The sequence below is a fragment of the Streptomyces sp. NPDC012510 genome, from assembly GCF_042955065.1.
Lineage (GTDB): Bacteria > Actinomycetota > Actinomycetes > Streptomycetales > Streptomycetaceae > Streptomyces.
This window is the reverse complement of the sequence record NZ_JBIBEN010000002.1, coordinates 436,711-449,292: the sequence shown is the minus strand read 5'-3', so window position 1 is coordinate 449,292 and position 12,582 is coordinate 436,711. Positions and strand designations below refer to the sequence as shown.

Sequence of the window (12,582 nt, the reverse complement as noted above, 5' to 3'; positions counted from 1 at the left end):
TACCGTCCGTGTCAGGAGGCCCTTCGAGAGCCCGCTATTGCTGCCCTGACCAGGAAGTTTCGGTCAGGAACGGAGCGCGTGGGCGATGGCCAGGCCGAGTGCCTCGCCCACCGGCGGCGGGGAGGCGTGGCCGATCTGCCGGTAGCGGGCTGTCTTCTTTCCGGTGATCTCCCAGTCCTTCGGGAAGCTCTGGAGCATGGCTGTCTGATCCACCGTGAGCCGCACCATGCCGTCCTTGCCGAGTTCCGGCGCCCACGCGAAGTCTCGTCCGGGGATCTCGTCGCCCAGCGAGTGGGCGTTCACCCCCAGCTTCTCCCACTTCCGCTTGGTTCCGGCCGGGCCCAGGTCGGCCCCACCTCGGTTCTTCGACCCGCCGACCAGTGTCGGAGCCACGGTGGCCGCCTGGGCGGCCCAGCGGTCGGCATCCTTCCAGCCACGCGACCGCATGGAGGGCGCCAGGGCTTCGCCGGCCGACACATGATCCGTCACTGTCGGGGAGGGCGACCGAAAGGCCGAGAACCACCGCTTCTTGAGCGCCACCAGCACCCCCTGCTTGCGGTCCTGCGGCACTCCGAAATCGGCGGCGTTGAGGACGAACCAGCCGAACTCGTAACCTAGATGCTCCAGTTCGGCACGGGTGAATGCGTGGAAGTCGTGGAATCTGTCCGAGTCCGCGAGGGCGGGCACATTCTCGACGAGCATGGCCCGAGGCCTGACCGCATGGGCGAGGTAGACGGCGGCCTTCAGTAGCCGCTCCTCCTCGCCCGACTCGGCCCGGGCGGCCGTGGCGTTGGACTTCACCCGCGGTAGTCCCGCGGACAGCAGATCCACGTCGTAACTCTCCGGGTGCTCGCTAGGGTCGAAATCCAGAAGGTCCCCTTGCAGTACGTTCCAGTGCGGTCGGTTGGACCGTAGGGTTCGGCAGGCATCAGCGTCCTCGTCCAGGAGCAGCGTCGGCTCGAAGCCGGCCCGCTCCAGTCCCAGGGCCAGCCCACCGGCCCCGGAGCACACGTCCACAAAGGTCAGCCCGTTCATCGATTCGTCCCCCGTCCCCGTTGGGTCCTCCGTCGCGTCACCGCCGTTGCGACGCGCAGGGCCACATCCTCCGCCGATTCATGCTCCCAGAACCGCAGGACCTCCCACCCGGCGGCCACGAGGTGCTCGGTGGTCTCCGCGTCACGCGCCATGTTGCGGTCCAGCTTCTGGCGCCACCACTCTGCGTTCGACTTCGGCTGCGTCGCGTGTTGGGGGCAGCCGTGCCAGAAACACCCGTCGATCAGGACTGCCACCTTGACCGATGTGAAGGCCACGTCGATCCGGCGCCGGGCCATGCCCGGCACCGGGAACTCCACGCGGTAGCGCAACCCGGCAGCGTGGAGCAGACGACGAACCGCCAGCTCGGCGGCCGTGTCCTTGCTGGCTTGCCTGCTCATGCGTGCCGAGACGGCAGGCGACAACGGCTTCATCGTGCTCAAGGCGTCTGTGCCTCACGATCGTGCTCGGTCCGGTCGATTGACTGCCGAGTCCGTCCGGCCCGAGTCAATCACGGAGAGCTGCTCCGGGCTCGCTCTGGGCGCCCCGGCCCGGTGCACGTGGCGAGGTCGAACGCATCAGGGAATGGCATGGATCGATCGAGCCGTTGGACTACGGCTGCGGTTCGATTCCATCACAGGGGCGGAGGCGACCGCACCGGGTCCCGGTGACCGGGTGGCACTGGTGAATGGGGGCCACCGTTCCCGGGGGCGCCGTAGGGGCCGCCCGTTTCTTTGCAGTGGTGCTTTCACGGCCCGCGTCAAGGGTCTTCGCGTATCGCCTTCGGCGACGGCCCTGCAGGCCACCCTTGACCCGGGCCGCTCCAGGTGCGGGGGAGAAACGAGCGAGCGGCCCGGAAGGGTGGGCGGCCAGGTGGGTTCGGGTAGAGGTCGGCTGGGTTGTGGGTCGGGGCGCGGTCTCGGCTCGCGGGCACGCCGGGTTTGCTTAGCGGCTTGCGGTGGGTGGGGCCCTGCCGGGTGCTGCGGGGCTACGCGCCGTGGCACCCTTCGTACGCCTGTCCCGACCCGCACCAGCACGCCGCCCCCCGCTGCGGTGGCCAAGCCACGGCCAGCCCCCGCGCCGCCAGCGTCGTCGCGTACTGCGGCAGCAGTGTCGTGTCGTCCGGCGATGAGCCCTCCGAGGCCGCGAACGCCTCGTAAGACGGGACCGTGCCCGTGACGATGCCCAGGTTCGGGGTGCCCGAGGACGCCAGTTCGCGCAGGGAGGCCTCTATCGTCGCGAGGTGTTCCTCGTGGGAGGGGTATTCGGCGGTCAGGCCGGGGTACGCCGCCACCAGCTCCGACAGTTCGGGGGCCGGCCAGTGCAGGACCGCCACCGGGAACGGGCGGGACAGGGCCTCTCGGTACGCGCCCAACTCTGCCCGGAGGCGGGAGATTTCGGCCTGGAGTTCCGCCGGGTTGTCCGACCCCAGGGACCACACCCGCTTCGGGTCGTGCAGCTCGTCCAACGACACCGAGGAGGAGTGGAGGGTGTCGGCCACCGCGTCCCACTCGTCGTGGACCGCGCCCAGCATGCGGCGGACCCGGTGGCGGCCGAAGAGCAGCGCGCGGGTCGCGTACGGGGGCTCCGACACGTCGGTCAGGAGCAGGGTCACGGCCGACGTGAACGTGTCCTGGGCCGCTTGCAGCTCGTCGTGGGCCTCCAGGGCCTCGGCGACGATCACCCAGGGGGCCGGGTCTCGGGGGGCCGCGGCGCGGACTCCGTCGATGATCGCGCGGGCTTCGGCCTCGTGGCCGTACTCCCAGAGGTTGGAGGCCTTGAGGGCCCGTACCAGGTGGGGGTTGTCGAGAGGGGTGGAGGACGACAGGAGGCGGTCGTAGAGGGCGGTCGCGGTGGGGCGGTCGCCGGAGAGTTCCCGGTGGGCGGCTGCCTGCAGGAGCAGGTGCTCGGCGTCCTCGGGGTAGAGGTCGGCGGTCCGCTCCAGGCGTGCCGCTTCGGCGTTGTGGTCGACGTTCTCGGCAGGCGTGTCGGGGCGCATGGACGACACCGTACTGCCGATGGGGGCCGAGGTGAGGTACGGGTTGAGGTATGGGTGGGAGTGCGGGCGGGCGTGCGGGTGGCAGGGCGGAGGTGGCTTCCGCATCCGCTCGGCTCACCCGCCGTCGCGTCCTCACAGCGGGGACCCGCCCCCTCCAACGGGTGCGGGCCGAGGGGCACCCCGGCCCGCACCCTGAAGGGCTACGACCGGTGGGCGCCTAGATCGTCACCCCGTCGATCTGCAGCGTCTGCACCGCCCCCGCCGCGAACGGCACAGCCACCGACTTGCCGTTCAGGCGGGTGTCCGAGTAGGCGCGGTAGCGGTCGGTGCCGCCGGAGGTGTGGGTGTTCCAGCGGGGGACCGCGCCGTTCGTGCCGCCCGTCACCGTGGTGAAGCGGGAGAGGTCGAACGTGAAGGTCTGCGCCGAGGTGGAGGTGTTGATCGCGACGATCACGAGGCGGCGGGCCGACGCGTCGTAGGCCGCCGCCGTGTAGCTGGAGCCCGTGTCCAGGATGGTCATGCCGGGGCGGATGTGACGGCTGAACTGGGCCATGACGTAGTACTTCGTCTGGACCGTGGTCGGCTGGAGGGTGTTCTTGTCGTAGGCGATCATCGCCCAGCCCGTCGTCGGGTCCATCACCTGCCAGTAGCACCAGGCGGTGGGGTGGAGCCAGCGGAAGTCGTAGCAGAGGCTGCGGGCGAGGGTCCAGCCGCTGGCGTCGCTGTCGCCCGTCTCCGAGTTCCAGAGCTTCTTGCCGGAGGTGGTCACCACGTCTGTGTAGAGGAGGTCCCTGCGGCCGCCCGCGCCCTGGTAGCCGTGCACGTTCACCTGGCTGACCAGGGCCTTCGTGGAGGAGTTGAAGGCGCCCCAGGTGGAGCGGGCCGTGTCGTAGTTCGTCTCGTCGGAGGCCGCGATGCGGATGCTGTTCAGGCCCCGCTTGTCCAGCTCGCTGCGCATGTAGGGGAGTACGGCGGCCTGGACCGCCGGGTCCATGTGGCAGCCCTCCTGGGTGCCGGTCGCCGTCCACCACGACGACGCCGGCTCGTTGAAGGGGTCGACCGTTGCGAAGTTCACGCCCCAGTTGTTCTTGGCGCGCAGCGCCGTCGCCGCCAGGTGGGAGGCGTGCTGGCGGTAGTTCCAGGTCTGGAGGTTGTTGCCGCCGCCGGAGGCGCCCGAGGGGTTGTGGTTCTGGCACATCCACCACATCGGGGAGTTCGCGAAGAGTTCGGTGGTCGCGCCGCGCGCCACCGCCTTCGTCAGGGCCGCGCGCTGGTTCGCGTCCGCGTTCCAGTTCCAGGCGGAGGAGTTCGGGTCCTCGTTGTTCCAGTCCTGCCAGAAGCCCTCGATCTGCTTGAAATCGGGGATGTTCGGGGACTCGACCATGGTCTCGCCGCCCACGCTGTTCCAGCTGCACGCGCCGAGGTTGTAGCGGGCGATGTTCATGCCCAGGCCGGGCAGGGCCGTGCCGTTGTACGTCGTCGTCTTGGTGGTGAACCAGAGGTCGGCGAAGTCGTCCCGGGCGCCGAAGACGTTGGCCCACCAGGCGAGCGAGGTGCCCCAGCCCTCCCACGTGCCGAACTTGGTCGCGGGGTTGACGGCGACGGTCGCGTCCGCGTGGGCGGTGCCGGTGCCCAGGGCGGTGCCGACGACGGCGCCGCCGGCCGCGGCCAGGAGGGCTCTGCGGCCGAAGGCGGCCGGGCGGTGGCCGGGTGCGGCGGACGGTGTGGCTTCCGAGGTCTCTGCCGTCGGTCTCGGCCGGTCGTCGTGCGGGTTGGGGAATGGGGTCATGTCAGCTCCGGGGGATGCGGGGGCCGAGGGGAGGGAAAGGTGGGGTTGGGGAGCCGCCACCTTCCGCACTGCCAGTACTGCCAGCACTGCCAGCACTGCCAGCACTGCCAGCACTGCCAGCACTGCCAGCACTGCCAGTACTGCCAGTACTCAGTAGGGACATCGGAAGAGTCAGGGGTGAACGGTGGGGTTGTCGATAGGTATGACAGCGCTTTCTTGGATTTCTTCCAACGGTTATGAGAAGGGGAGATGAAAGGGGACACAGGGAGAGGGGCGGGCGGAGTGGGGCGCGGGCGGGGCGCCCGCGCGCTCTGGACGGCCGCCGAGTGCGCCGTCACCCTCGGCCTCGTCCTCCTCCTCTTCGTCGCCCACCAGCTCTGGTGGACCAACCGGCAGGCCCAGTCGGGCGCCGCCCGGCAGGTCGCGGAGCTGGAGAGGGAATGGGCGGTCACCACCGGGGTGCGTCCGGGGCCACGGTCGGCACCGGGACCGGGACCGGGACCGGCATCTGGACCGGCACCGGGACCTGGACTGGGACCTGGACCGGCACCGGCACCGGTACCACGCGCCGCCGCATCGCCGTCGCCGTCGCGGTCGCCGTCGCCCCGCGCCGGCCAGGCCTACGCCGTCCTCGTCGTCCCCCGTCTCCACCTCCGCGTGCCCGTCGCCGAGGGGGTCGGTCGGGCGGACGTCCTCGACAAGGGGTACGTCGGCCACTACCCGGGGACCGCGCAGCCAGGGCGGCCCGGAAACTTCGCGCTCGCCGGGCACCGCAACACCCACGGCGAGCCCTTCCGGAACCTCGACCGGCTCGAACCCGGCGACGAGGTCCGAGTCGAGACCCGGGACGCCGTCCTCACCTACGTCGTCGACCGCACGCTGCCGCAGACCACCCCCGGCGACGGCGGGGTCCTGCGGCCCGTCCCGCGCAGCGAGGTGCGGCCGTCGTACGGGTACGGCGAGCCCGGCCACTACCTCACGCTCACCACCTGCACTCCCGAGTACACCTCCACGTACCGTCTCGTGATCTGGGGGAAGCTGCGCTCGGTGCGGCTCAGATGAGAGCATGTGTGCGAGCGAGCCACACCGGAGCGAGCAGAGGGGGGATCATGGTGTTCCGCAACTGGGCCAACCCGCGTCCCGCCGCGATGCTTCTGCTGCTGCTCTTCGAGGTCGCCGTCCTCGACACCGGCACGCTCTCCGCGGCCGTCGCCTTCGCCGCGACCGCCGCGGCCGGTTCCGCGTTCGCCGCCTGCGCGCTGATCGCCTCACGCTGCGCACCCGTCGTACCCCGTACGCGGGTACGGACGGCCATCCGGGACCGTGAACGCCGTACGGCCTTCCTGCCCCAACGCGATCCCGACGCACGCGGCCGTACGCGGCCCCGGGCGCCCGGCCGTGCCCTCCTGACGGCCACCGCGTAGGGCACGCCCCCACCTGTTCCACGGCACGTGCCCCTCGCGCGGGCCGTCGCGCCGAGTCCCGTCACGGGACGCCTCTTCCCGGCACGACGAACCCCAGGAGGGCTCACACCCATGTCCGTTTTCGCCGACCTGGTCGCGCACCTCGCCGATCTGCTCCAGCCGCTGTTCCACGCCTCCGCGACGGCCGTCGCGATCGTCCTGTTCACGGCCCTCGTACGCCTGCTAGTGCACCCCCTGTCGCGGGCGGCGGCGCGGGGGCAGCGGGCGCGGATCGCGTTGCAGCCCCAGATCGCCGAGCTGCGGAAGAAGCACGCGAAGAACCCGGAGAAGCTGCAGAAGGCGGTGCTGGAGCTGCACACGAAGGAGAAGGTGTCGCCGCTGTCCGGCTGCCTGCCCAGCCTCCTCCAACTCCCAGCCTTCTTCCTCCTCTACCACCTGTTCTCCAACACGACGATCGGTGGCGAGGCCAACGCCCTCCTCACCCACCAGCTGTTCGCGGCCCCGCTCGGTGACCGCTGGGCCGACGCGCTGGGCGAGGGCGGGATGTTCGGGGCGCAGGGGCTCGTCTACGTGGCGCTGTTCGTGATCGTCGCTGGGGTCGCCGTCTTCAACTTCCGGCGGACGAAGCGGATGATGGCCGCCGGTACGGCCGGGATGCCGGCCGTGTCCGACGAGCAGGTGCCCGGGATGGCGGCGAGCATGGGGGCCGTCAGCAAGTTCATGCCGTTCATGTCCTTCTTCACGCTGATCACCGTGGCGGTGGTGCCGCTCGCGGCGGCGTTGTACGTGGTGACCAGTACGACGTGGAGCGCGGTGGAGCGGGCGGCGCTGTATCCGGTGACCCCGGCCCCGGCGGTTCCCGCCGCCACGTGACGCGGTGCCTGCCGCCGGCGCGGGGCCGTGCCCGCCGTCGGCGCGGGACCGTGCCCACGGTCGGCGCGGGCCGGTTCCACCGTCGCGCGGGGCCGTGCCCGCCGTCGGCGCGGGGGCGGTCCACTCCGTGAACGGGGTGTTGCGGAGTGGACGGTGACCTTGGAGGATCGACCAGTCCTCCGATGGCCGCACCCATCGGTCGGGCGGCGGACGATCGAGGGAGATGGACGGCCATGAAGCTGCTGCGAGTCGGTACGGCGGGCGCGGAGCGGCCCGCGCTGCTCGACGCCGAGGGGGTTCTGCGGGACCTGTCGGGGATCGTGCCGGACATCGACGGCGCGCTGCTCGCGGACGACGCGGCGCTCGCGCGGGTCAGGGAGGTGGCCGGGAGCGGTGAGCTGCCAGTCCTGGACGCGGCCGGGCTGCGGATCGGGCCGCCGCTCGCCCGTATCGGCAAGATCGTCTGCATCGGGCTCAACTACCACGACCATGCCCGCGAGACGGGGGCCGAGCCGCCGTCCGAGCCGGTGATCTTCTTCAAGGCGGCGGACACGGTCGTCGGGCCCCACGACACCGTGCTCGTGCCGCGCGGGTCGACCAAGACCGACTGGGAGGTCGAGCTCGCGGTCGTCATCGGGCGTACGGCCCGGTACGTCGAGTCGCGTGAGGCGGCGCTCGCGCATGTCGCCGGGTACGCCGTGTCGCACGACGTGTCCGAGCGGGAGTTCCAGCTCGAGCGCGGCGGGACGTGGGACAAGGGCAAGAACTGCGAGACGTTCAACCCGCTGGGGCCGTGGCTGGTGACGGCGGACGAGGTGCCGGACCCGCAGAAGCTGGGGCTCCGGCTGTGGGTCAACGGGGAGTTGAAGCAGGACGGGACGACCGCCGAGCAGATCTTCGCGGTGAGTGAGGTCGTGCGATACGTCAGCCAGTTCATGACGCTCTACCCCGGTGATGTCATCAACACGGGGACTCCCGCCGGGGTGGCGTTGGGGGAGCCGGATCCCAAGCCGTTCCTTCGAGCCGGGGACGTGGTGGAGCTGGAGATCGAGGGGCTGGGGCGGCAGCGGCAGGAGTTCAAGAACGCGTAGGCGCTCCGCTCGGGGTGCCAGGCGCCTGAAGAAGTGCGGCGTGGCTCGGCCGAAGCCGTGGAACGTCGATGACGAGCTGTGGACGGTGATCGAACCGCTGCCGTCGAAGATGGTTCGCCGAATCGCCGAAGCGCCGAGCCGCGGGGCTTGGTCACGCCCGCGCAGGAGGATGTAGGACGGCAGTGGCAGCCACAGGGCGTCCCGCACTTTTCAAGATCACCTCGAGAGCGGGTGCCGGCCCCTTCGTCGCCCGTGCGGTGGGTTCTTCCCTCCTCGCCCTCATAAGCGCTCACCTGCGTAAATGATCAAAGCGGTGCGGTCGCTGGGCTTGGCCGGATGGCCCATCTGTCCGTATGCGTGTTGCAGCCCTGACTGTCTGTCGGTTTCCTCATGAGCAGCACAACAAGGCGCCGCGCGCTCCGGCCGGCCACTGCTTCTCGGAGGAACTTCATGCGTATCAAGTGTGCGGGCGCCGGCATCGGCATCGGCATCGGTTTCGTTCTCGGTACCGTCGGCCTCTCGAGCCCAGCCGCGGCAGCCACGAACGAGCCCACCGGTGATCCGGGTATGCACATCAGCCCGAGCCACGCCACCCCAGGCTCCACCGTCACGGTCAGCACCAGGGCCTGTGGCTCGGAGATCTATGGGAAGGGCGAGTCTGAGGCAGGAGGCAAGTTCCACCTCCTCCCAGGCGACGGGGAGGGTGTACTGACCGGCGAGTTCAAGGTGCCGGACGGCACCGCGGCCGGCGGTTACACCATCACCCTGAAGTGCCCGCCGCGAGTCAAGATCACGGGCACACACTGGGTCGGCACCGGCAACCCCAGCGGCGCGGTCGACGCTGGTTTCGGGGCGGCGAACGACAAGGGCACGCAACTCGCCCTCGGTACGGTGCTGCTCGCCGGAGCCGCCGTCGGCGGCGCGATCAAGATGCGCCGCCGCCCGGTTGGCGCCCGCGTCTGACGCTCTGCCCTGCCGGCCCAGGCCCCAGGCCCCAGGCCTCAGGCCCAGGCCCAGGCCCAGCCCCAGGCCCAGGCCTAGGCCCAGCCCCAGGCCTCAGGCCCAGGCCGTGTCCGGGGCAGGGGGGCATCCCGCCTTCACTCACTTCGGCCGCGACGCGGAGGCTCCACTGCGATGGAACCGAGGTACGAGCCCGTCGATCCTTCTCCCCCGTCCGCCCCCTCCGCCAAATTTCTCGCCTACGCTCTACTGGCGGGCCTGGTGCTGGTGATCACGGCGCTCCGGGGCGAACAGCCTCCGCAACCTCCGACCGCGCAGTCCTTCTCCTCCTCCGTGCCACCCGGCCCCAGCAGCGCCGCCTCGACCCGGGATCCCTCCGGGCCGACGCTGCCCCCGTCGGCTCCGGTCCGGATGCGAATCCCCGCCATCGGCGTGAACGCCCCCATGACGGAACTGAGCCTCGACGAAACAGGAGCACTGCGCCCGCCATCGGCTGGTCTGCCCGGCTTTGCCGGGTGGTACGGCGCCGGTACACCTCCTGGCTCAGTCGGGACAGCCGTCACTGCGGGACATGTCGACACGCCGCAAGGCCCCGGAGTCTTCCACCGCCTCGGAGCACTGGCCAAGGGCGACACCATCGAGATCATCAGGGCGGACCGGCGGACAGCCGTCTTCACGGTCGACGCAGTGGAGCTCTACGACAAGGAGGCGTTTCCGGATGAGAAGGTCTACGGCAGCTCCCACCGGCCCGAACTGCGCGTGATCACCTGTGGGGGGCCATACGCCGAAGAAACCGGCTACCAGGGAAATGTCGTGGTCTACGCGACGTTGACCGCGGTGTAGAACGACGGCGGTGCCGCTGAGCAGGCCGAGGTCCGTCCGGCCTGCCTCCGACCGCACGAGCCCCTTCGACTTTGGGTCAGGCGTCGGTTGTCACAGTCGCACCGTCACGCCCTCGGCCGCCGACCTGCGCGCCGCCTCCAGTACCTCCAGCGCGGCGGCGGCCTCGTGCGCGGTCACCGGGTTGTCGCCGGTGCCGTGCAGGGCGGCGGCCACGGCGGCGTAGTACGCGGGGTAGTCGCCCGGGAGGGTCGGGACGGGGCGGCCTCCGCCGGTCAGCGGGGAGTCGCCGGCGCCGACGCGACCCCAGAGGTCCTCGGGCTCCACGCCCCAGGACGCGCCGGGCGCCGGGCGCTCGCCCTCGCGCAGGGCCGCTTCCTGGGGATCGAGGCCGTACTTCACGTAACCCGCCTCGGAGCCCAAGACCCGGAAGCGCGGGCCCAGTTGGGGGGTGACTGCGGAGGCGTAGAAGTGGGAGCGGACGCCGCTCGCGTGGGTGACGGCGATGAACGTGTCGTCGTCCGTCTCGGCACCGGGGCGGCGCAGGTCGGACTCGGCGTACACGAGGGTGGCGGGGCCGAAGAGGGTGAGGGCCTGGTCGACGACATGGCTGCCGAGGTCGTAGAGGAGACCTCCGATCTCCGCGGGGTCGCCGGACTCGCGCCAGCCGCCCTTGAGCGCGGGGCGCCAGCGTTCGAAACGGGACTCGAAGCGGCGGACCTCGCCCAGCTCGCCGGTGGCGAGGAGCTGCCGAAGGGTCAGGAAGTCGTTGTCCCAGCGGCGGTTCTGGAAGACGGAGAGGAACAGGCCCCGGGACTCGGCGAGAGCGGCCAGCTCGCGCGCCTCGGCCGCCGTACCGGCGACGGGCTTGTCGACGACGACCGCGAGACCGGCCTCCAGGGCGGCCGTCGCGAGCGGGACATGTGTCCTGTTCGGGGAGGCGACGACGACCAGGTCCAACTCCTCGGCCCGGGACCACAGCTCGTCCGCCGTGTCCGCGAACAGCGCCTGCGGGAACTCGGCGCGGGCCTGCGCCCGCCGCTCCGGGTTCGATGTGACGACCGTGTCGAGGGTCATGCCCTCGGTCGCGGCGATCAGCGGGGCGTGGAAGACGGAGCCGGCGAGGCCGTAGCCGACGACGGCGACACGGAGGGTCCTACCTGTGCTGGTGCCTGTCATTCCCCCACTTAAGCAACGCTGTTGCCAAAGTGCAAGCGCGAGGGACAATGGAGGCGTGAACGGCAACGGGATGGGCAACGGCGGCGGGCGTACCGCGGGAGTGACCGGCGTGAACCTGCTCGCCCTGCGCAGCCACAACGGGGCGCTGGTCCTCGACCTGCTGCGTATCGCCGGGGCAGCAGGGATAAGCCGCCTCGAACTGGCCGAGCGGACGGGGCTCACCCCGCAGGCCGTCAGCAAGATCACCGCCCGGCTGCGGGCGGACGGTCTCGTGACCGAGGCGGGATACCGGGCGTCCACCGGGGGCAAGCCGCGGACCGTACTGCGGCTCGTGCCCGACGCCGGGCACGCGGTCGGCCTCCACCTCGACCGCGACGAACTGACGGCCGTGCTCTGCGATCTGACCGGCGCGGTGGTGGGGGAGCGGCGGACGCCGCTGTACCTGGGCGCCGGGGCGGATGCCGTGGTCGAGGGGGCGGCGCGGGAGGTGGAGGCGCTGCTGGCGGAAGCGAGTGAGGGGCGCGGCGCCGTCACCACCGACCCCCGTGCCGCTCTCCTTCCCGTCCTGGGTGTCGGGGTCGCCCTCCCCGGCCCTCTCGATCATCTGCACGGGGTGCTGCACCGGGTGACCGGGTTCCCGGAGTGGGACGGCTTTCCGCTGCGGGCGGCGTTGGCGCGGCGGCTGGGGATGCCGGTGGTGGTGGACAAGGACACCAACGCGGCGGCGCTGGGGCTCGCGGCGGTCGCCGAGGGGCATGTCTCCTTCGCGTACCTCCATCTCGGTACGGGGCTGGGGGCCGGGCTCGTGATCGACGGCGCGGTGCACCGGGGCGCGCGGACGCGGGCCGGGGAGTTCGGGCATCAGGTCGTCCAACTCGACGGGCCGTTGTGCGAGTGCGGCAGCCGTGGGTGCATCGAGGCGTTGTGCCTCGCGGCGGTGGCGCGGGGGGACGTGGACGAGGCGGCGAGGGTGCTCGGGGCCGGGGCCGCGAACCTCGTGGGGCTGCTCGACATCGAGTTGGTGCTGCTGGGAGGGCGGACGATCGAGGCACATCCCGACGCGTTCCTGCGGGGGGTGGGGTTCGTGCTGGACGACTGGGCCCGGCGGCAGGGGGAGGACCCGGCGGTGCCGGTGAGAGTGGCCGGGGGCGGGGAGGCCGGGGTCGCGGAGGGCGCGGCGCAGTTGTTGCTGGCGCCGTTGTTCGGGCGGGAGGACGGGTGAGCGGGAGGACGGGGTGACCGGGGAGGGGCGGGTGAGCGGGAGGACGGGGTGAGCTGGGGGCGGGGTGAGTCGGGGGATGGGGTGAGCGGGAGGGCGGGTGAGAGGCCGCGTGAGAGCTCGTCGTTCCGCTGATCGAGCGGATTTGCTTGCTCTGTTCCGGTTGGCCGGGGCGT

At 71.3% G+C, this 12,582-nt stretch carries 12 protein-coding genes; 7 read left to right on the top strand and 5 right to left on the bottom strand.

All coding sequences use genetic code 11. The annotated features are described in order from the left end of the window. Nucleotides 1-63: 63 nt before the first annotated feature. The 4 genes from ACFY9I_RS04825 to ACFY9I_RS04810 form a co-directional block, all read right to left on the bottom strand. A complete protein-coding gene (locus tag ACFY9I_RS04825; protein ID WP_390996689.1) occupies nt 64-1,035 on the bottom strand; it encodes a DNA cytosine methyltransferase in 972 nt (323 codons plus the stop codon). After that, nucleotides 1,032-1,433 carry a DNA mismatch endonuclease Vsr gene (locus ACFY9I_RS04820; RefSeq protein ID WP_390996686.1) on the bottom strand — a complete coding sequence of 134 codons (402 nt, stop codon included), beginning with the start codon at nt 1,431-1,433 and terminating at the stop codon, nt 1,032-1,034. Before ACFY9I_RS04820 ends, ACFY9I_RS04825 begins: the two co-directional genes overlap by 4 nt. Nucleotides 1,434-2,020: 587 nt before the next feature. Continuing rightward, nucleotides 2,021-3,031, bottom strand: coding sequence for an SEC-C domain-containing protein (locus ACFY9I_RS04815; RefSeq protein ID WP_390996684.1), 1,011 nt, complete (start codon nt 3,029-3,031; stop codon nt 2,021-2,023). Between the two features lie 217 nt (nt 3,032-3,248). Further along, a complete protein-coding gene (locus tag ACFY9I_RS04810; protein ID WP_390996682.1) occupies nt 3,249-4,820 on the bottom strand; it encodes a beta-1,6-galactanase in 1,572 nt (523 codons plus the stop codon). A 249-nt stretch (nt 4,821-5,069) separates the two neighbouring features. On the opposite strand from ACFY9I_RS04810, the gene ACFY9I_RS04805 reads away from it, so the two are divergent. From ACFY9I_RS04805 to ACFY9I_RS04780, 6 genes are all read left to right on the top strand, one after another. Continuing rightward, a complete protein-coding gene (locus tag ACFY9I_RS04805) occupies nt 5,070-5,882 on the top strand; it encodes a class E sortase (protein ID WP_390996679.1) in 813 nt (270 codons plus the stop codon). A gap of 47 nt (nt 5,883-5,929) precedes the next feature. Continuing rightward, entirely contained in the window at nt 5,930-6,244 is a 315-nt protein-coding gene (locus ACFY9I_RS04800) for a DUF6412 domain-containing protein (RefSeq protein WP_390996678.1), read from the top strand. 111 nt (nt 6,245-6,355) lie between these two features. Further along, complete coding sequence (locus ACFY9I_RS04795; protein ID WP_390996676.1) at nt 6,356-7,117, top strand: membrane protein insertase YidC; 762 nt, start codon at nt 6,356-6,358, stop codon at nt 7,115-7,117. Between the two features lie 233 nt (nt 7,118-7,350). After that, nucleotides 7,351-8,208, top strand: coding sequence for a fumarylacetoacetate hydrolase family protein (locus tag ACFY9I_RS04790; protein ID WP_390996674.1), 858 nt, complete (start codon nt 7,351-7,353; stop codon nt 8,206-8,208). Between the two features lie 450 nt (nt 8,209-8,658). After that, nucleotides 8,659-9,171: a sortase gene (locus ACFY9I_RS04785; protein ID WP_390996671.1), complete on the top strand. Its 513-nt coding sequence runs from the start codon at nt 8,659-8,661 to the stop codon at nt 9,169-9,171. 171 nt (nt 9,172-9,342) lie between these two features. Next, complete coding sequence (locus ACFY9I_RS04780) at nt 9,343-10,011, top strand: class F sortase (RefSeq protein ID WP_390996668.1); 669 nt, start codon at nt 9,343-9,345, stop codon at nt 10,009-10,011. 90 nt (nt 10,012-10,101) lie between these two features. Here ACFY9I_RS04780 and ACFY9I_RS04775 read toward each other — a convergent pair whose 3' ends face one another. Next, nucleotides 10,102-11,187, bottom strand: coding sequence for a Gfo/Idh/MocA family oxidoreductase (locus tag ACFY9I_RS04775; RefSeq protein WP_390996662.1), 1,086 nt, complete (start codon nt 11,185-11,187; stop codon nt 10,102-10,104). Between the two features lie 70 nt (nt 11,188-11,257). Between ACFY9I_RS04775 and ACFY9I_RS04770 the strand changes: the two genes are divergently transcribed. After that, entirely contained in the window at nt 11,258-12,409 is a 1,152-nt protein-coding gene (locus ACFY9I_RS04770) for an ROK family protein (RefSeq protein ID WP_390997025.1), read from the top strand. Nucleotides 12,410-12,582 lie beyond the last annotated feature (173 nt).